General features: G+C 44.6%; 15 protein-coding genes. 12 read left to right on the top strand and 3 right to left on the bottom strand.

What is annotated here, in order from left to right; translation table 11 throughout:
* Positions 1–36: 36 nt before the first annotated feature.
* From rsuA to AC3D28_RS05280, 3 genes are all read left to right on the top strand, one after another.
* Positions 37–738 (top strand): 16S rRNA pseudouridine(516) synthase RsuA, encoded by a 702-nt coding sequence (gene rsuA / locus AC3D28_RS05290; RefSeq protein ID WP_488535784.1) that lies wholly within the window; start codon positions 37–39, stop codon positions 736–738.
* Between the two features lie 439 nt (positions 739–1177).
* A complete protein-coding gene (locus AC3D28_RS05285; protein ID WP_488535783.1) occupies positions 1178–2380 on the top strand; it encodes a Bcr/CflA family multidrug efflux MFS transporter in 1203 nt (400 codons plus the stop codon).
* Positions 2380–3042 carry a DUF2913 family protein gene (locus tag AC3D28_RS05280; RefSeq protein ID WP_488535782.1) on the top strand — a complete coding sequence of 221 codons (663 nt, stop codon included), beginning with the start codon at positions 2380–2382 and terminating at the stop codon, positions 3040–3042. The genes AC3D28_RS05285 and AC3D28_RS05280 overlap by 1 nt, the downstream gene beginning before the upstream one ends.
* A 43-nt stretch (positions 3043–3085) precedes the next feature.
* Here the strand turns inward: AC3D28_RS05280 and AC3D28_RS05275 are convergent, their stop codons facing one another.
* Entirely contained in the window at positions 3086–4540 is a 1455-nt protein-coding gene (locus AC3D28_RS05275; protein WP_488535781.1) for a DUF2867 domain-containing protein, read from the bottom strand.
* 95 nt (positions 4541–4635) lie between these two features.
* Between AC3D28_RS05275 and AC3D28_RS05270 the strand changes: the two genes are divergently transcribed.
* The 8 genes from AC3D28_RS05270 to fabV all read left to right on the top strand — a co-directional run bounded on the left by AC3D28_RS05270 (position 4636) and on the right by fabV (position 16963).
* Positions 4636–6012, top strand: coding sequence for an MATE family efflux transporter (locus AC3D28_RS05270; RefSeq protein ID WP_098415405.1), 1377 nt, complete (start codon positions 4636–4638; stop codon positions 6010–6012).
* A 186-nt stretch (positions 6013–6198) separates the two neighbouring features.
* Positions 6199–6870, top strand: coding sequence for an ABC transporter ATP-binding protein (locus AC3D28_RS05265; protein WP_098415406.1), 672 nt, complete (start codon positions 6199–6201; stop codon positions 6868–6870).
* On the top strand, positions 6851–9304 hold the full coding sequence (locus AC3D28_RS05260; protein WP_488535780.1) for an ABC transporter permease: 2454 nt from the start codon (positions 6851–6853) through the stop codon (positions 9302–9304). Before AC3D28_RS05265 ends, AC3D28_RS05260 begins: the two co-directional genes overlap by 20 nt.
* On the top strand, positions 9304–10425 hold the full coding sequence (locus tag AC3D28_RS05255) for a lipocalin-like domain-containing protein (protein ID WP_488535779.1): 1122 nt from the start codon (positions 9304–9306) through the stop codon (positions 10423–10425). Before AC3D28_RS05260 ends, AC3D28_RS05255 begins: the two co-directional genes overlap by 1 nt.
* Before the next feature lie 330 nt (positions 10426–10755).
* Complete coding sequence (nhaA, locus tag AC3D28_RS05250) at positions 10756–11907, top strand: Na+/H+ antiporter NhaA (protein WP_488535778.1); 1152 nt, start codon at positions 10756–10758, stop codon at positions 11905–11907.
* 674 nt (positions 11908–12581) lie between these two features.
* Positions 12582–13205: a TetR family transcriptional repressor PsrA gene (psrA, locus tag AC3D28_RS05245; protein ID WP_098415410.1), complete on the top strand. Its 624-nt coding sequence runs from the start codon at positions 12582–12584 to the stop codon at positions 13203–13205.
* A 94-nt stretch (positions 13206–13299) separates the two neighbouring features.
* A complete protein-coding gene (locus tag AC3D28_RS05240) occupies positions 13300–15582 on the top strand; it encodes an acyl-CoA dehydrogenase (protein ID WP_488535777.1) in 2283 nt (760 codons plus the stop codon).
* 178 nt (positions 15583–15760) lie between these two features.
* A complete protein-coding gene (fabV, locus tag AC3D28_RS05235; RefSeq protein ID WP_488535776.1) occupies positions 15761–16963 on the top strand; it encodes an enoyl-ACP reductase FabV in 1203 nt (400 codons plus the stop codon).
* A 76-nt stretch (positions 16964–17039) separates the two neighbouring features.
* On the opposite strand, the gene AC3D28_RS05230 is transcribed toward fabV, so the two are convergent.
* A complete protein-coding gene (locus AC3D28_RS05230; RefSeq protein ID WP_098415413.1) occupies positions 17040–18722 on the bottom strand; it encodes an aspartate:alanine antiporter in 1683 nt (560 codons plus the stop codon).
* Between the two features lie 177 nt (positions 18723–18899).
* Complete coding sequence (locus AC3D28_RS05225) at positions 18900–19166, bottom strand: GrxA family glutaredoxin (protein ID WP_005378026.1); 267 nt, start codon at positions 19164–19166, stop codon at positions 18900–18902.
* Between the two features lie 443 nt (positions 19167–19609).
* Between AC3D28_RS05225 and AC3D28_RS05220 the strand changes: the two genes are divergently transcribed.
* Positions 19610–20848 (top strand): iron-containing alcohol dehydrogenase, encoded by a 1239-nt coding sequence (locus AC3D28_RS05220; protein WP_488535775.1) that lies wholly within the window; start codon positions 19610–19612, stop codon positions 20846–20848.
* Positions 20849–20851 lie beyond the last annotated feature (3 nt).

The raw sequence follows: 20851 nt of genomic DNA, 5'->3' as shown, positions 1-20851 counted from the left end.
TGAGAGGTCACTTGGGTATAATTCAATGAGGTATTCATGCGTTTAGATAAATATTTGTGTGATGCTCTGGGTGCGACTCGCAAACAGGCAACAAAGATCATCAAAAGTGGCGATATCACCGTCGATGGGAATGTTCAAAAAAGTGGTGCGTTCAAAGTACCTGAAGGGGCTGAAGTCATATGGGAAGACCGTGTTGTTGGTGCCCCAGGTCCGCGTTACATCATGTTGTATAAGCCAGCTGATTTCGTTTGTTCACATGAAGATAGCTACAACCAAACGGCATTTGTCTTGCTTGACGAGCCTAAGGTCGAAAATTTGCACTTTGCAGGTCGTTTAGATGCTGATACGACAGGCTTAGTGTTGATCACTGATGATGGTAAGTGGTCCCACCGTATTACTTCGCCAAAACGTAAATGTGAGAAAACGTATCGTGTTTGGCTGGCTGATGCCATTCAACCTGATTACGTTGAAAAGTTTACTCAAGGCATCATGCTTCGTAATGAATCGGAATTGACCCTGCCAGCTCGTTTAGACATCGTAAACGAGGCGGAGAATGAAGTGTTACTGACCATCGTAGAAGGGAAGTACCATCAAGTTAAGCGTATGTTCGCGGCTTTAGGCAATAAAGTAGAGTACTTGCATCGTGAGCGTATCGGTAAGATTGATCTGGACGAGGCTTTAGAACCCGGTGATTATCGCTATCTTACTCAAGAAGAAATTGATTCTATCTGGAATTAATCATCGCCATGGAAATTCCTGAGTTCTCAGTAGGAACTCGTCTTTTGGTGGGAAAGGACTCAAAATAAGGTTTCCTACTAAATGTTTATTGTCTAGACAATGTCGCTTTGCTTGCTTAATCTCGGTGATATTCCAGTGTGTTTTGGCTGGAGCACGCACTTGTCTTGCAAAAGTATCCGTCCGTAAAGAATGAAATGGTGGGTCAGAGAATCCATCATTTTTAGTTTCAATACGTTTGTTTCCGGATGAACATGCATTGCTACCATACGCTTTTCTATGTCGAATCCGTCAAGGCCAACTTGGTACACACTCGTCCTTGTGACTCTCGAGCGTTGATAAAACTAAAGCCTTTGGTTCCATATTTAACGGTGTGAGAAACATCAGTCATTTTCACTGTACTGAAAGGTGCGGTGTCAGGACTATAACAAGAGGTAAAAGAATGACAGAAAAAGCTCAAACTGCTCCCCAATCTCAAATCGGTTTTTTATTGTTTCTTGTATTGGGAGCGATTGGTGCTTTAACTCCGCTTGCCATTGACATGTATCTACCTGCGATGCCAACGATTGCGAAAGATTTAGGAGTGACACCTGGTGCCGTACAGATTACGTTGACGGCCTATACAGCAGGCTTTGCTATTGGCCAGCTTATACATGGACCGCTAGCCGATAGCTTTGGTCGTCGGCCTGTACTCATTCTAGGTGTGTTTTTCTTTGGTTTAGCGGCGGTTGTCAGCGCGACAACAAACGGTATCGACGCACTTACGTATGTGCGCACCGCCCAAGGCTTTGCAGGTGCGGCAGCGGCGGTCATTATCCAAGCTGTGGTTCGTGACATGTTTGATCGCGAGGACTTTGCGCGCGCGATGTCTTTTGTGACACTGGTGATTACGATGGCGCCTTTGGTTGCACCCATGATAGGTGGCCATTTAGCGATTTGGTTTGGGTGGCGTTCGATCTTCTGGGTTCTTGCTATTTTTGCGGTGGTTGTCATTCTGCTGGTGTTTTGGAAAATTCCAGAAACGTTGAAGCCAGAGAACCGACAACCACTTCGTTTTCGTACGACATTAAGAAACTATGCACGTTTATGTTCTAGCTCGGAAGCGATGGGGCTGATCTTGTCTGGTGCGTTCTCTTTCTCTGGCATGTTTGCTTTTTTAACGGCGGGTTCGTTTGTTTACATTGATTTATATGGTGTTCGACCAGATCATTTTGGTTACTTATTTGGATTGAATATTGTTGCGATGATCATCATGACCAGCATTAACGGTCGTTTGGTGAGAAAAGTTGGCTCCCATGCCATGCTTCGTTTTGGACTGTTTATACAGCTTTTAGCTGGGGTCGGACTGTTTGTGGGCTGGTTAATGGACCTTGGCCTATGGGGAACCGTACCATTTGTCGTACTGTTCATCGGTACTTTGTCTACCATTGGTAGTAATTCTATGGCCTTGTTACTTAGTGGTTACCCTGCGATGGCAGGCACTGCATCATCACTGGCGGGGACGCTTAGATTTGGTACTGGTTCATTGATTGGTGTATTAGTCGCTTCGCTACCTAGCGGCGTGGCATGGCCGATGATTGTCGTTATGTTTGTTTGTTCAGTGCTATCGGCACTGTTTTATTGGACTTTAGGAAGAAAGGCGTAATGTCGAATTACCCCCAAGAAATTCAAAACTTGGTTAACACTGCATTAGGTGAGTTAGACCAAGAACATCGCTCAGGTAAATTAGCCAATGCGCCTGTAGCAAATAATCACTATTTGGTACGCTGGGTTACTAAGGCCCTCAAGAATCAAAGTTTTGGTCGAGCGGTGGGGGATGACCTCACGCGTTGGCAAAAGGCGGGGCGATCGAAAGGGAATGAGGCAGGTTTGCTGTTTCTTTTTAAACGCATCTCAGCTTATTACGCGCAGTTCTTTCCTGAAGGTGAAGCTCCAAAAGCAATTAAAGACCAAGATGTCGAAACATTTCTGGATTTGATGGAACAAGCAGGTTGGGAAGTATCGACGTCAGAACAGCTTGTTGGTTGTGGCAAAGTACAGCTTTTTACTGCTGGTCAAAACTCTTTAGCGCTATGTGCTGACCAGTGTGATAACTGTTTTGATGGCGAGTTGCTCGTGAAACCAATGAGTTGGTTTGTGCGTGGCAACCATGCAGAATTCGTAGAAAAAGCATCGCAAGCGGGCTTTATGGTGCATAAAGTGACGGATTACAAATCTAAGGTGAAATACCACGGTGAATATCTGATCTTCCCTGCAAATGAAGGCAACCAATTAGCTGAGATTCCTTTGTCTTTCAAGGTTGACTAGTCACTTCACCCACTTTAACGTTATTTGGATGAAGCCCCACTACTCATGATTGGGGCTTTTTTTGTTCTAAACGTTCGGCCTCTTTGGCGATGGTTTTAACCATGCCTTTAAATATAAACAAGTGCGCAGGCATCATCGCAAACCAGTAGAGAAGGCCAAGAAAACCCTGCGGATGCCACCATGCTGTGATGTCGAATTCACGTTCATCCCCATGGTCTTTAATCGTAATTTCTAATCGACCAAGCCCGGGGCCTTTCATTCCAAAGAAGAGAGAAAGAAACTGGTTTTCTTCACAGCGAATTACTTTCCATGAATCAATATAGTCGCCAACTTTGAGATCAGGTCCGGAAGGGGCGACACGAATCGGTTTTTCTCCACCAAAGAAAATATCTAGCCACTCACGAGTGCGCCACAAAATGTTGGCAAAGTAATAGCCTTTTTCTCGACTTCCTATCTTTTGTGCGACCTGCCATAACGCCTCAGCAGAAGCTTGGGTTTTGATGCTCGCCCCTGCTTGTTTAGGATAATAACCATATCCAGGCTGCCAACGATGCAGAGCGGCTGGCTCAAAGCCCCAGACGTTGCTGCGAACGAAGGTTCCTTCTGCTTGAATGGTGTCTGACACTGCTTGTTCGTAGCTGATCAAAACTTGAGGAAACCGAGTTTTAATCGCTTCAGAGTCAGCAATGTAATCGTGCTCTAAACCGGCAAGTAACGCTTTACCAATGTTGGTGGGCACCGATGTCACCAGTACGAGCCAGTAAGATGCCATTTTCGGGGTGAGCAATGGTGTGGACCATAAACGATAAGGCTTATTGGTCATTTTGCAAATGACTTGAAATTGCTCTCGGTAGCTTAGCGTATCAGGCCCACCCACCTCATAGGTTTCATGTTCTTGAGGCGGCGTGGCTTTGGCTAATTCAAGCAAGTAATGGTTGAGGTTTGGCAAAGCTATCGGGTTCGCCTTGGAGTCGACCCATTTTGGCGCAATTAATATTGGTAGATTGTACACAAAGTCGCGCATGATCTCGAAAGCCGCGGAGCCGGGGCCAATAATCACGCCGGCGCGCAACTCCGTCACGGGGACTCCAGCTTGGCGGATGATTTTTCCTGTCGCTTTTCGCGCGGCTAAATGCTCGGAATTGCCTGTTTGTGGTTGTATCGCACTAAGGTATATCACATGCTGGATACGGCTTTTCGCCAATGCGTTCTTGAAGTTTTCCGCGAGATTTAACTCATATTCGACAAAGTCATGTCCTTGCGCCATTCCGTGAACCAGAAAAAACACCAGATCAAAGTCGTTCACTATGGATGTGGTCGCTTCAGCATCAGCCAAGTCCAGATATGTCAGCGTTAGATTAGGGTGAGGGCGAGTTCTTGATTCTAAGTAATCGATGTGTCGCGCTGCTGCCGTGACGGCGTAACCTTCGTTCAGGAGTAACGGAAGAAGTTGAGAACCAATGTAACCAGATGCGCCTAGCACCAACACCTTTTTCATTATCTGTCCTTTTTATCGTTGGTGGAATAAACACCACAGAGTATAATCATGAGACACTTTTTCTATTCTATCAATAAGTTGTCGTCGGAGCATTTGTGACTTTTTTCTCCCAACTCTCAATTCATGCAGATAAAGCGTTCTTACGTCGTCTATTTACGATAGCACTGCCAATTACATTGCAAAGTATGATGTTCTCCAGCCGAAGTCTGGTTGATGTGCTCATGCTGGGACAACTGGGTGAAGCTGAGATCGCTGCGGTAGGTGTTGCTGCACGCGCGACCTTTGTGACCACCATCATGTTAGTGGGCGTGACGACAGGGGGAGCACTGCTCACCGCGCAATATTGGGGAGCCGGTGATAAAGTAGGGGTACGTCAAAGTACCGCCTTGACATGGATGATCGCTATGGTATTTGCTGCCATCGCGGTTTCTTTGTTTGTTTTCTTCCCTCAACCAATAATGCGACTGACGACTGACTCGCAAGAAGTCATGGATTTAGGCGCCAGTTATCTTGTTATTTCATCTGTTAGTATGTTTGCCGTAGCATGCGTGGCCAGTATGTCGGTTGGCTTGAGAGCCATGCACCAGCCGGGTTTGAGTACGTTTTTTAGTGGAATAGGGATCCTTTCTAACGTTTTTCTAAACTGGATGTTAATTTTTGGTCACTTGGGTTTTCCTGCTTTGGGTATTACAGGCGCCGCGATTGCGACGGTCATCAGTGGGGCGATTGAAGTCGGCTGTTTATTTAGTTATCTATGGTTTAAAAAACACATTATTGCCTTCGGCTGGGATGACATACGTGCAGGTTTAGTTATCGACAAGATCACGCGCTTCCTGAGTCTTTCTTTACCAACCACGTTCAATTTTTTAGCGTGGGCTGGTGGGTTATTCGCCTATCACGCGATCATGGGACAAGCAGGTGTGCAAGGTTTGGCGGCGTTATCTGTCATGACACCGGTAGAATCGATTGCTTTAGCTATGATGATTGGTTTGTCTAATGCTGCGGCAGTCTTGGTCGGTAACCAGCTCGGAGCAAACAACTTTGAGTCTGTTTACTACCAAGCTTGGGCAACAGTTATCTTGAATTTGCTTATTGCATTTATCGTCGCATTGGTTTTATTAGTGTCGAATCAGTGGATCCTTAATGCCTTCAGCGCGCTAACAACTGACACGCGTCAATTGGCAGAACAGTTCATGATGATTTTAGCGCTCGGTGTGATTTTGCGTTCTGTTCCTATGATGGTCATTGTGGGGGTCTTACGAGCAGGTGGCGATGTAAAGTTTTGCCTGTATCAGGACATTGTTGCCCAGTGGGTGATTGGTATTCCGCTTGCGGCGTTTGCCTCAATTCAGCTTGGTTGGGAGCCTCAGTGGGTATATTTGCTCTTTTTAACCGAGGAAGTGGTGAAGTGGACCATCTGTTTACCACGGGTAATAAGCCGAAAGTGGATGAAAAACCTTATCGGAGGGTAATAGTCAATAGCGTTTCAAAACGTCTTCAAAAAATTGCTTGAAACGTCAACAAAAATACGTGTGAAAAGTGAATCGAGTTGCATTTGTACCCTCATAGTGTGACCAAGCATTCAAAATGCTTTCTACGAACAGGTTTTTAGTGTAGATTCTGATCCCAATTTTTAGACATTATCTGAGCGGAAATCAATGTTAAAACTGTCAGACCTATGTAAAGGCTATGTTGACGGGGGAGAATTTCACCCGGTATTACAAGGGGCAGAATTGACATTACAGCAAGGCGATCAAGTCGCTCTGATGGGGGAAAGTGGCTCAGGTAAAAGTACTTTACTGAACCTTATCGCAGGGCTTGATACTGTTGACTCGGGAGAAGTTCTGTTTCCAAACTTTGCAATGCATAATGCACCAGAGCATTTGCGAACGCTTTATCGCCGTAACAACATTGGTAATATTTTTCAGCAGTTCAACCTCCTTCCTACGTTGAATATTGCCGACAACATCCGTTTTTGCCGTCAGTTAAAAGCTTTACCAGAAGACAAAGAACTATTGCGTCAAATTCTTTCTGCTCTCGATTTAATGCCGCTCCTCGGCCGTTATCCAGAAGAAGCCTCTGGTGGACAGCAGCAGCGTGCTGCTATCGCTCGCGCATTATATATGGAGCCCAAGATTCTCCTAGCGGATGAGCCAACAGGGAGTCTTGATGAACGAAATGCAGAAGCGGTAATGCGCTTGTTGACTAGCCTAGCTCGGCAGCTCGAATGTACTTTGTTGTTGGTAACCCACAGTGAAAAAGTGGCGGCTCATATGGAAGGGAAAATTCGACTTCAAGGAGGGCAGCTTCATGTTATGGCCCGTAGTTAAAGCACTACTCGGTCATTACCGTCGTTACCCTCTGCAAATCATTCTCGTCTGGCTAGGATTAACGTTAGGCGTTTCGCTCCTTGTTGGCGTGACTTCTATTAACCAACATGCTAAGCAAAGTTACGCGGCTGGAGAGAAGCTTTTCTCTAATCCTCTTCCATATCGCATCCGCACCAAGCATTCTGCCAATAAAATTCCTCAAGGCTTTTATATTCAGCTACGTCGCGCAGGCTTTAATCAATGTGCGCCGTTTGATGTGCTGCATCTTGATGCCAAAACAGATATGAGCCTAATGCTGGTGGGCATTGACCCTGTGGCGATGATTCCGTTGCAACAAGGTAAATCTTTGGGCGAAATGTCTATTCTGTCATTAATAAAGCCGCCTTATCCGGTCTTAATTAGTCAAGATTTAGCTTCTTATATGAATTGGACTGATGGAGATTTTATCGAGATGAATGACGGCAGTCGTCTCGGGCCGATTCAAGTTGATAAAAACAAGCTACTTTCTGGCACGAGGTTGGTTACCGATATTTCTTTGTTGCGAATGTTGAAACGTAGCTCAGGTTTATCGGCTATTTCGTGTGGCGAAATGCCAAAAGAAAAGTTATTGGCTTTGAAAAACATGCTGCCCAATGGCATGACGTTAGTACGAAGCACGCGCACAGAGCTAGAGTCACTTACCAAAGCGTTTCATATGAACCTCACTGCGATGGGGATGTTATCGTTTTTAGTTGGGCTGTTTATTTTTTACCAAGCAATGTCGTTATCATTTATCCAGCGTCAAAGGTTGGTTGGCATTTTGCGTCAAACCGGTGTCAATGGTTCGCAATTGGCTCAGGCGTTATTACTTGAGTTGTCTATTCTAGTCTTCGTCGCATGGGCATGCGGTAACTTTTTCGGATTAATGTTAGCCAATGAACTGATCCCAGCGGTGTCGTCTAGCTTGAGTGATTTGTACGATGCGAATGTTGGCTTAACGATTGGCTGGTCTTGGCAGTCAAGTCTATATAGTTTGATCATGGCGGCGATGGGGGCTTTAATTTCTTGCCTGTGGCCGTTAATCCGTCTGCTGAAGTCGCAGCCAATCCGACTGTCTTCTCGGTTGTCTTTGATGCGTTTTGCTGGTCGCGAATTCTCTTGGCAAGCACTGGCCGCGTGTGCATTTTTTGTCGCGGCGGTGGCGGTGTACCAAGCGCCAAAAACACAAGAAACAGGCTTTGCAATTATTGCCTTGATGTTGATTAGTGTTGCCTTGTTTATGCCCTTTATTATGTGGCATATGTTTCAGAGCCTTTCTTATTCGCTGCGCTGGGTTCGTGTACGCTGGTTTTTCGCCGATGCGGCAGCAAGCATGAGTTATCGTGGCGTTGCGACTATGGCCTTTATGCTTGCGTTAGCCGCCAACATAGGTGTAGAAACCATGGTTGGTAGTTTTAGGGATACAACAGATAAATGGCTTAGCCAACGGTTAGCCGCGGATATCTATATCTATCCAACTAATAACTCAGCAGCTCGCATGAGTGGATGGTTACAAGACCAGCCTGAAGTCGAATCAGTATGGTGGCGCTGGGAAAAAGACGTTCCAACAGAGTATGGTGCGCTTCAAGTCGTTAGTACTGGCTCTTCTGAAGGCGAGCTTGACTCCTTGACGGTTAAGCTGGGAGTTCCGAATTATTGGTATCAATTACATTCAACCAAGAGCTTAATGGTCAGTGAGTCAATGGCCTTGAAGTTGGATATTCGGCCAGGAGATGTTATTGATTTTCAGACTCCGCTTGGAGGAGGTTGGCAGGTTGTCGGGGTCTATTATGATTACGGTAACCCATACAACCAAGTGATGATGTCGCATCGCAATTGGCTTTACGGATTTGCTGGGACGGGTAACGTCGGTTTGGGGGTGGTGCTAGGAGACAATGTTAACGGAGATGGCTTAAAAAACCGCCTAGAAAATGTGTTCCGACTTCCACAAGATCGCATATTCGATAACGGTAATATTTATAACCAAGCCATGAGAGTGTTTGACCATACCTTCGCAATAGCAGGGACATTAGGCAACATAACGTTGATCATTGCCGTCTTTGGCTTGTTCTTCTCGACATTAGCAGGTGAGCTTTCGCGTCAGCGACATTTCGCATTATTGCGGTGCATGGGGGTTTCTGGCAAAGAGTTAGTAGCACTTGGCGGTCTTCAACTATTCGTATTTGGCGCTATCTCCACGATTATTGCGGTGCCGCTTGGCTTGGCATTAGCGCACTTTATTGTTGATATTGTCATTCGCCAGTCATTTGGTTGGTCTTTGGAACTACAGATGATTCCTTGGGAGTATGCTCAGACTATTGCGTGGACGATGTTAGCCATCATGGCGGCAGGTGCGCTACCCGTGATTCGAATGATCAAAAGCACACCGATGAAGTCATTAAGGGATGCGTTGTAATGAAAAAGATGGGCTTTAAAAAACGCTTCTTAGTTTCAATATTGATTGTTGTTTTGGTCTTTTTGACGGGATTCGTTTTTTACTCGACGTTTTGGTTAGAGTCAACAGCGACCCAAGAAAGTGATCTTAACTCCATTTTGATGCGTGAAGACACAACGATCTTTGATCCTGTTTTACCAAATGAACATGTCTCATTACCGTCAGATTTTCGTTCTCATCCTGAATATCAGCATGAGTTTTGGCACTACTTTGCGAAACTGCAAGATGAGCAAGGGCAGGTTTACAATGCCCAATGGAGTTACTTCCGTGTTGCGACAGATGAGCGTGAAACTCGTGGATGGCAAAGTCCACAACTGTATATATCACATATTGTCGTTAGCCATGGTTCGCAGGTATGGAAAGAGCAACGGGTTGCCCGTGGTGGGATCGGTCAGGCAGGTATGACTGATCGCCCATTCCGGTTGTGGATTGATAACTGGACTTGGCGATCACTTGGTGCAACGCCTTTCCCAGGGAATTTGAATGTCACCACTGATACGTTTAGCGTGGCGCTTAATACCATGACAAATGGTCCTTTTGTGATGAATGGTGACAAAGGGTTTCAAGTTAAGCACGCTTTGCAATCTGTTGCGTCTTTTAGCTTCAGTGCTCCTTTTCTTAATGTGAAAGGTAGCTTAAACCTAAATGGTAAGCGACTTTCTGTTACGGGCTCTGCATGGGTTCAAAAAGAGTGGGGAAGTGGTTTAATTGGTGAAGGACGACAAGGTTGGGATTGGTTTGTTTTCAACTTAGATGATGGCCGAGCGTTAACGGTTAGTCGTTATCGTCATCATGACCAAACACCGTATATTTTTGGCACGCTATCCACGCGTTCGGGAAAAGTAATTAAGCTCACTGAGAGTGATGTCCATATTACGCCTATACAGGTGACCAGCCTGTCAAATGAGAAAAGACTTCCGCTGCAATGGGAAATCATTGTTCCTAAGCACAAAATTGATCTAACCACCCATATTATCAAATCAGAGATGTGGCTTCCATTTGTCATTCCATATTGGGAAGGACCAACTTCAGCTTCAGGCTCTCATGAAGCTTGGGGTTTTATGCAACTCACTGGTTATTAGATGATCATGAAAAAGCCGCCCAAATGGGTGGCTTTTTCGTGTGCGACCTTCATTACTTCTCTCTAAAAAACACGGGGTTATCATGACGGGACATGCCGTGCTATGCTGAAATACTTATCATCTTGGTTAACTATTAGTGCGATAATAACAGGAGATTGGATACATCAAAGCTGAGTGTTATGTTGGAAAATGCGATGTATAGTAATAATAACATCGGAAAAACCGAAGCTTATGCTCTGAAGAAGCGATTATTCTAAAGTTTGCGACATCTATACACTCCTATTACTCTTGTTAATCGTTTATTAAGATAATAAATATAAGGACGAAACCATGAACGATGTCATTCGTGACTTTTTCAAAATGGAATCCGCAGGTGGTATTCTTCTCGTGATTGCTGCTGCAATTGCGATGACTATTGCTAACTCACCTATGGGCGAAATTTATCAATCTACACTGCATACTTATTTATTTGGTATGTCAGTTTCTCATTGGATCAATGACGGCCTCATGGCTGTGTTTTTCTTAATCGTTGGTCTTGAAGTAAAAAGAGAGCTACTAGAAGGTGCTTTGAAATCAAAAGAAACTGCTATTTTCCCTGCAATTGCAGCGGTTGGCGGTATGTTGGCTCCGGCTCTTATTTATGTTGCGTTTAACGCGAGTGATGCCGAGGCGATTTCTGGTTGGGCTATCCCAGCCGCAACAGATATCGCATTCGCATTAGGTATCATGGCTCTACTTGGTAAACGTGTTCCCGTTAGCCTTAAAGTGTTCTTGTTGGCCTTGGCGATCATCAATGACTTGGGTGTTGTTGTGATCATCGCGCTTTTCTATACAGGTGATTTGTCGTCAATGGCGTTGCTTGTTGGTTTCATCATGACGGGCATCCTGTTCATGTTGAATGCGAAGAAAGTGACGAAACTGACACCATACATGATAGTTGGGGCAATTTTATGGTTTGCCGTATTAAAGTCTGGTGTTCACGCAACCTTAGCAGGTGTCGTCATTGGCTTTGCTATCCCGCTTAAAAGTAAAAAGGGCGAACATTCACCGCTTAAACACATGGAGCACGCGCTTCACCCTTACGTAGCATTTGGTATTTTGCCACTGTTTGCATTTGCAAATGCTGGTATCTCGTTAGAAGGTGTTTCTCTATCAAGTTTGACTTCAATGCTGCCTCTAGGTATTGCAATGGGCTTACTGATTGGTAAGCCGCTAGGTATCTTTAGCTTTAGCTGGGCGGCGGTAAAACTGGGTGTTGCCAAGTTGCCAGAGGGGATAAATTTCAAACATATCTTCGCGGTGTCTGTGCTGTGTGGTATCGGCTTCACGATGTCTATCTTCATTTCTTCTTTAGCATTTGGAAATGCGAGTCCTGAATTTGATACTTACGCTCGATTGGGTATTTTAATGGGGTCAACGACTGCAGCCATTCTTGGTTATGTTTTACTGCATTTCTCTTTACCGAAGAAAGCACAAGCATAAGGAAAGAGATTAATTAAAAAAGCCTCCTAATTTGGGAGGCTTTTTTTATGCCCTTTAAAAACCTCTCAGGGTGATTGGTTCAGTGATCAGTAAGTGAATAATTCGTGTTACTACGGCGGAAGTCGACAACAACGAATTAGAACGTACAGGTTCTGATTCCTACCTTGTCCTTATGTATTGAATTTATTGAGAGTAGGGGGTACAGGCGAAAAAAAGCCCAGCCGAAAAATTGACTGGGCGGATACAAACATACATACATAGGAGTTAATAAGAAAAAAGCAGCAGTGTAATAATCAGATAGAAAAAGTTTGACGGCCTGTGAAACTTAAAATGCCATGATTGTTACATATATTCAGACCGAGCCTTTTCCAAACAGTTCCATTTATTTTAAAAAAGTTTGTTTTTAGTTCTATCAGAAACGGATCGTCTGGTTAAGTTCGATTTCTGTTAGAGCTAAAGTAGCTTTACTTCTTACCAATATAATTTAACTCTAATTCATCGTCTTGCTATGCCATCGACTAAAGAACGTAAAAACATTCGCCCTAAACTCAAAGCATTAAGTGGTAGTTGCTTAGGTCTGGTCGGACCAATTGGTAAAAGTGTGATGTTAATCATTTGTTAATTTTGGATTTCGGGAGTATATTTCAAACAGTTGTTTAATACGAGTGATTAAAATGGCCCCGAGAACATCAACAAAAGCAAAAATACTCGATGTCGCAGAAGGACTCTTTGCTGAACATGGTTTCAATGATACGTCACTGAGAACGATCACAGGAAAAGCGAACGTTAACTTGGCATCAGTAAACTACCATTTTGGTGATAAAAAAACGCTAGTCAGAGCGGTGTTGGATAGGTACTTAGAGGCTCTGATGCCAAGCATTAAAAGCTCTTTGGTTGAGCTAAATACACGCGATAACTACAACATGGACGAAGTGTTTGAGTCACTTCGTTTGCCGTTACGAACTTTGAATGAGGTACGCCCAAACGGCACTGCGCTATTTATGTTACTGATTGGTAGAGGGTATACAGATGTACAAGGTCACTTACGTTGGTTTATTACCACTCGATATGAAGAAGTATTGAACCTGTTTACCTTCTCAATAATCAAGGCCAACCCAGAGTTATCTGAAGAGCAGTTGTTTTGGCGATTGCATTTCACTCTAGGAACTTGCGTATTTACGATGGCCTCAAGTCAAGCTTTGTTAGAGCTTGCGGATAGCAAATTTGAACAGGAAGTCGACGCTAAGTCTGTTGTCGATTTATTGATTCCTTATTTGTCTGCTGGAATGTCAGCGTAATAGTTGGCGTAAAACAAGCACAAGACAAATAAGCAAGTTAAACCAATAATAAAGTTATGCCCTGAGCGGTTACGTGAACAAAAGGATCTGAACTATGAGCTCTCTACGAAGAAAATGGATTAGTGACCCAGCTTTTAAAGTCTTCAAAAAAGTGTTACCTCCGCTGTCGAGTACTGAAAAAGAAGCGATGGAAGCAGGTAGTGTTTGGTGGGACGCCGAAATATTTTCCGGTCAGCCAAATTTCACGACATTGCACCATTACCCAACGCCAAAGTTGACGGCAGAAGAGCAGGCATTTATGGACAATGAGCTCGAAACACTGTTGGAAATGCTTGATGATCAGAAAATTGTAAAAGAAGATCGAGACCTACCACCGGAGGTGTGGGAGCACCTACGTAAAGCGCGCTTTTTCTCGCTGATTATTTCCAAAAATTATGGCGGTCGGGAGTTCTCTGCTTTAGCGAATTCGACCATTGTTTCGCGTATTGCGACGCGAAGCATTAGTGCTGCGGTATCGGTTATGGTGCCGAACTCACTTGGCCCCGGTGAGCTTCTTTCACATTATGGCACGCAAGAGCAAAAAGATTATTGGTTACCTCGTCTTGCTGATGGTACGGATATTCCATGTTTTGCGCTGACTGGACCTGAAGCGGGATCTGATGCGGGGGGCATTCCTGATCAAGGTGTTGTTTGTTACGGCATGCACGAAGGTCAAGAAGTGTTGGGGGTTCGCGTGAGTTGGAATAAACGCTACATTACCCTCGCGCCAGTCGCGACCGTGCTGGGCTTAGCATTTAAACTGCAAGATCCAGAAGGCCTTCTTAGTGATAAAAAGGATGTTGGTATAACGTGTGCACTTATTCCTGCTGATTATGAGGGCGTAGAGATTGGTGAGCGCCATGACCCATTGGGTTCTGCGTTCATGAATGGCCCGACTCGTGGTGAAGACGTCTTCATTCCAATGGATTGGTTAATTGGTGGTTCTGAGTATGCCGGTAAAGGTTGGCGTATGTTGGTAGAGTGTCTATCTGCAGGTCGGGGTATTTCTCTGCCTGCACTAGGCACTGCGATTGGTCATTTAACGACGAGAACAACAGGCGCTTACGCTTATGTGCGTAAACAATTTGGCATGTCTATCGGTAAGTTTGAAGGCGTCGCAGAAGCCATGGGACGCATTGGTGGGTTGACTTACCTTCTTGAAGCGACTCGTACGCTGACGACAACGTCACTCGATATGAAAGAGAAACCAGGCATAGTCACGGCGATCGCCAAATACCATATGACCGAAATTGCGCGCACGATTCTCAACGATTCGTTTGACATTCATGCGGGCCGAGCGATTCAAGATGGACCGATGAACTACCTTGCAAAGCACTATGTTGGTATTCCAGTTGCAATCACCGTTGAAGGTGCAAATATTCTGACACGTAACTTGATGATCTTTGGGCAAGGTGCGACTCGCTGTCACCCATATGTTCTTCAAGAAATGGAAGCCGCGGCTAACCCGGACTCAGAACAAGGTGCGAAAGAGTTCGATGAACTGCTTTTCAAACACATTAAGCATGCGATGGGGAATACTTTTGGAGCCTTTGGCGCAGCACTGACTGGCTCTCGCTTTGTTAAAGCACACATGAGCGGGCCGACACAACCATACTACAGAGATATCTCTCGATTAAGTCGAGCACTTGCTGTGAGCGCTGACTTTGCCATGCTGACACTGGGTGGTGACTTGAAGCGTAAAGAGATGATATCGGCCCGTTTAGGGGATGGTTTGAGCTACTTATATATGGCCTCTGCGGTACTGAAAAAGTACGAAGATGAAGGTCGTCAACAAGGTGACTTGAACTTTGTTCACTACTCAATCCAACACTGTCTATACAATGCGTCAAAGTCGCTGAATGAAGCTTATACTAACTTCCCAGTAAAATATGTGGGTGGTGTACTGAAAGGGTTGTTATTCCCCCTAGGTAACCACTTTAACAAGCCAAGTGATGAATTATGTGTGAGTTTGGCGGAAAGCATGATGACACCGGGGACGCAACGTGATCGACTTACGCATTTATGTTACATCGGCAAATCTGATGACGATAGCGTCGGCTTAATGGAAAATGCATTCCTTGCTATGTATGAAATCAAACCGTTAGAGCGTAAGCTTATGAAGGCAGCGAAGGATGGAAAAGTGGCTCGTAAAGGGCTGTTAAACGACCGCTTACAACAAGCATTGGAGGCTGGTGTTTTAACCGAGCGAGAAATTGATAAAATTATCGCTGCAGACAAGTTGCGTTACAAAGCGATTCAAGTCGATCACTTTAGTCACGACTTTTCTGAAGTGCGGACTGACTGCCCAAAAAAGTCGCATTTGAACCCGGCAGCATAGGAAAAAAATCAAGCTAAGAACGAAAGCACTTCTTTGAGGTGCTTTTTTGTATCTTTTATTCAAGAATTGGCGCGATAGTGATCCAACCACTTGCCTTTTCTAAGCATTTTGACAGAAATTAGATGCTAAACCCGAACGAAACTTTTATCCTAGCAAGGTTTTTTAAAGGAAGTTGAATATGATCATCAAACCTAGAATTCGTGGATTCATTTGTACTACAACGCACCCTGTTGGTTGTGAAGCTAACGTAAAAGAACAAATTGCTTACACGAAAGCACAAGGCCCAATCAAAAATGCGCCTAAACGTGTGCTTGTTGTCGGTGCATCAAGTGGCTACGGTCTATCTTCTCGTATCGCTGCGGCTTTTGGTGGTGGTGCATCAACAATCGGTGTTTTCTTCGAAAAAGAAGGCACAGAGAAGAAAACAGGTACAGCGGGCTTCTACAACGCGGCTGCTTTTGAAAAGCTAGCTCGCGAAGAAGGCCTCTACGCAAGAAGCCTTAATGGCGACGCTTTTTCAAATGAAGCAAAACAGAAAACCATTGATCTGATTAAAGAAGACTTGGGTCAGATTGATATGGTGGTTTACTCATTGGCATCGCCAGTACGCAAAATGCCAGAAACTGGTGAACTTGTACGTTCAGCACTCAAACCAATCGGTGCAACTTACACATCAACAGCCGTTGATACCAATAAAGATGTGATCATCGAAGCAAGTGTTGAGCCTGCAACGGAAGAAGAAATCCGAGACACAATAACCGTTATGGGTGGTGAAGACTGGGAACTTTGGATTAATGCGCTTTCTGAAGCTGGTGTTCTGGCTGAAGGTTGTAAGACAGTGGCATACAGTTATATTGGTACTGAGCTAACATGGCCTATTTACTGGGATGGCGCACTAGGTAAAGCAAAAATGGACCTAGATCGTGCCGCAACAGCGTTAAATGAGAAACTAGCTGCAACAGGTGGTAGTGCTAACGTAGCGGTACTTAAGTCTGTTGTGACTCAGGCAAGTTCTGCGATTCCTGTAATGCCATTGTACATTGCGATGGTGTTCAAGAAGATGCGTGAAGAAGGCGTGCACGAAGGTTGTATGGAGCAGATCTACCGCATGTTCAGCCAGCGTCTATATAAAGATGATGGCAGTGTAACAGAAGTAGATGAGATGAATCGTCTGCGCCTAGATGACTGGGAACTTCGCGAAGATATCCAACAACACTGCCGCGAACTGTGGCCTCAGATTACGACTGAGAACTTAAAAGAACTGACTGATTACGTAGAGTACAAAGAAGAGTTCTTGAAGCTATTTGGTTTTGGTGTTGAAGGGGTTGACTACGAAGCGGATGTGAATCCAGCGGTTGAAGCCGACTTCATCCAAATCTAATCAATCTATTCGATAGATAAACAATATCAAAAAGGCGCTCTGTTGAGCGCCTTTTTTGTCTTCGATGTGCTTGAGCTTAGCTCAAAATAATCAGAATAGTACCCGCGAGGGTCATCAAGATATTCGCAATAGCGTATGTCCCTGCATAACCAAGCGCAGGAATTGTCGATTTCGCATAATCGTTGACAACATCCATTGCCGGGGCGCAGGTACGGGCACCAATGATGGCACCGAAAAGTAATGCGCGGTTCATTTTAAGTACGTGTGCGCCGACTAAATACGCGAGTACTACTGGCACAACACTGACAATAAAGGCTAAGCCAATGACCTGTAGGCCAACTTGAGCCAAGTGTTCAAACATCTTACCACCAGCGCTTAAACCAATTCCCACCATAAAGAACATCAAACCTAGGTCTTTGACCATATTCAGTGCCCCTTGCGGAACATAACCGAAGGTCGGGTGGTTGGCTCGTAAGAAGCCGAGTGTAATGCCAGATAACAAAAGACCAACGGCATTGCCGAGACTAAATGACACTTGCCCAAACGTCATAGTAATGAGACCAAACAAAATGCCTAAAATAAAGAAACTACAGAAAGCGAGTAAGTCTGCCATTTGGCTATGAATTGAGATGAAACCGATTTTTTCCGCAAGCCCATGCACACGGCTTTTCTCACCGCTCACCTGAAGGACATCACCTTTAGCGAGAACGATATCTAAGTCCATTGGCATTTCAATTTGGGCACGCACAACGCGGTTTAAGAAACAGCCAAATTCCGATAAGTTTAAATCGGATAGACGCTTACCTGCGATAGCGTCGCTTTTTACCACGATTTCCTCTTCGACAATGCGCAGATCAAGCAAGTTTCGGTCAAACACTTCTTTGCCGTAACGGAAACTTGGATCCAAACGGGCATGACTATCAGGGAAACCTACAAGCGCAATCTCGTCGCCTTCTTGCAAAATGGCGTCACCATCAGGGTGGGCGAGGATGCCATTTCGGCGGATTCGTTCTATGTAACATCCCGTTTGACGGTAAATACCCAACTCACGTAAATTTTTGCCATCGGTCCAATCAATGAGCTCTGGGCCAACGCGATAAGCACGAATAATAGGTAAGTATACTTTTCTCTGGCTAGAGTTACCGAGGCCACGTTCTTGTGCAATTTGTTGCGCAGAATCAGAAAGGTTCTGTTTTTGTAGCTTTGGGAGCAACTTGGCGAACATGATCATGCTGATCAATCCCACCAGATAAGCCATTGCGTAACCAACGGATAGATTTTCTAATACCAACGAAAAATCCATGTTGCGCGGTATAGTGGCAAGGCCTGAGTTAAGTGCATCTTGTGCACCAACAAGTACCGGGGTTGCTGTTAAGGCTCCGGCCATCATACCTGCAGATAACCCAAAATCCAGGCCAAAGTAGTGGCTAAGACCATAAGTTAAACTCACCGCTGAAACCAGTACGGTCATACTTAAGATAAAATAGTGCTTACCATCTCTAAAAAAGATGCCAAAAAAGTTAGGGCCAGCTTCAATGCCAACGCAGTATATAAACAGCATAAAGCCAATGGTCAGCGCTTCTGCGTTAAAGGAAAAGCCAAGGTGCCCCATAACGAGCGAGGTAATTAGAACCCCAATGGAGTTGCCTAGTTGCAACTTTCCAAAACGGATTTTGCCGATGGCAAGGCCAATGGCTAATACGACGAAGATTAGAAGGATTGGGTTTTGCTCAAGAAGGTATACGACGTCTATGTTCACTGTGTGGCTCGGTAAAGTGTGTGCCAAAAAGATTAAGAACTACGAATTGTAACTAAATATAGCAAAAAGATAAGTGAATTTTTTTAGGTTTTACCATTAGTTAACGTAGGGAAGTAACGTTCTGATAAATAATAAAAAAGCCGCATAAAGCGGCTTTCTATCAAAGACTAGTGTTTATTACTCGTCGAATAGACCTAAGTGTTCTTTCGCGTAAGCTTCAAACTCATCGCAGCCACCGATATGCTCTTGATCAATAAAGATTTGAGGAACAGTTTCAACTGGCTTGCCAACGGTTTTCTCGAGATCTGCTTTAGAGATGCCTTCAGCATGAATATCAACGTAACGGTAGTTAAAATCGTCACGTTTTGCTTTTAGCGTTTCTGCGTGCTCTTTCGCACGAACACAGAAAGGACATGCAGGGCGACCAAAGATAACAACGAACATAATCTTATTTCTCCTAAATCTATTCTTTTTGAAAGCGTATAAAAAACACAGCGTTTGAGTGCGCTCTCTTTTGTTGCAGTAACTATGCCCGATCCAAGTACGGAAATAAAGTGGCAATTGCCTCTTGGTTCTATCGGTAAAATCTATCGAATAAAAACTAAACGTGCATTGTGATTTAGAGTCACAAAACAATGTGAGGCACCGCATAAAAGCATATCTTTTATAGGGTTAATAACTGCAAAGTAGATTCGGTCAATTTTTTTTACTGCAATCCGTAGCAATCTAATAATCGCTATACCCAAATCACTTCAAATGTAGGATGAAGAGCGCTGTCACTGAGCCGAGTTTAAAGGACCTGCGTAGCGTCCCCGCAATTTCCAACTCATTCTGGTTAAAGCACACGCCTCGAGGTTATTTGGGTATATCGTTTGGGGAGGAAATGTATGTTTCAGTTTATGACGGCAACAAGGATTATTTTCGGTGAAGGTGCGCTACAGTCATCATTGTCCGTTATCAATCAGTTTGGCTACAGTGTTTTACTGGTTACAGGGAAAGATACCCAAAGAGCCATGCCCATCATCAATTACCTTAAAGCTCAAAGTATGCGCTATCAGCACGTCGCTATTAGTGGTGAGCCTTACATCACAATGGTGGAAGAGACCGCTGTGCTCGGAAGAAAATTTCAACCTGACATGGTGATCGCGATTGGGGGAGGCAGCGTCATCGATATGGGGAAAGCGTTAGCAGCGATTATCCCTAATCAAGGTAACGTTTATGATTATGTTGAAGTCGTGGGTAGAAATGTGCCACTAAAAGCGAAACCACTATACTTTATGGCTATTCCTACCACGGCAAGTACAGGTTCGGAAGTGACTAGAAACGCGGTATTAAAATCTGGTCAAGATAAAGTGAAGGTGAGTCTCCGAAGCCCAGATATGCTGGCAGATGTTGCTATTATTGACCCAACATTAACCTACGGCACTGATCAATATACCTCCGGACGTGGTGCGATGGATGCGTTCACGCATTTGATGGAAGCGTATGTTTGTGGCGAACCAAATCCCTTAACCGATATGGTATGTGAAGAAGGTTTACGACGCTTAAGTCATTCTGTAATTGCAGGTTGTAAACAAGATAACCACAAAGCAAGATCGGATCTGTCGTTCGCTGCCTTGCTTGGCGGTATGGCTATCACCAATGCCAAGTTGGGGGCGGCACACGGATTAGCTTCTGCCTTGGGAGGTAAGTTAGATGCTCCTCACAGCGTCATAACTGCACGCCTTGCTCCACATGTTATGCAAGAAAATATCAACGCAGCAAAGCTGGCGGGTAGAAATGATGTGATTAATCGTTACCGTAAACTTGCTCAACTGGTAACAGACCGTGCGAATGCGAATGAACATGATGGTGTGCTTTGGGTCACGATGGTTCTAGACAAGTTAGAACTGCCCTTACTCGGAAAGTTTGGTGTGTGTCAAACGTCATTTGAACAGGTTGCCAGCGATGCCCTCAAATCAGTTGCAATTAAAGGTAACCCTTTACCTCTTAACCAAGACCGTTTGATATATATATTGCGACAAGTGTGTAATGGCAGTGGAGATTGTTCAGCAGAAAGCACTCAGCACGTAAGTTCAGTCGAGGTATTGGAGTCAAGGTCGGATTTATCGAGTGTGAATGATTAACAG

The sequence above is a fragment of the Vibrio sp. TAP-3B genome (genome assembly GCF_057784735.1).
This window is presented reverse-complemented; position numbering and strand designations above follow the sequence as displayed.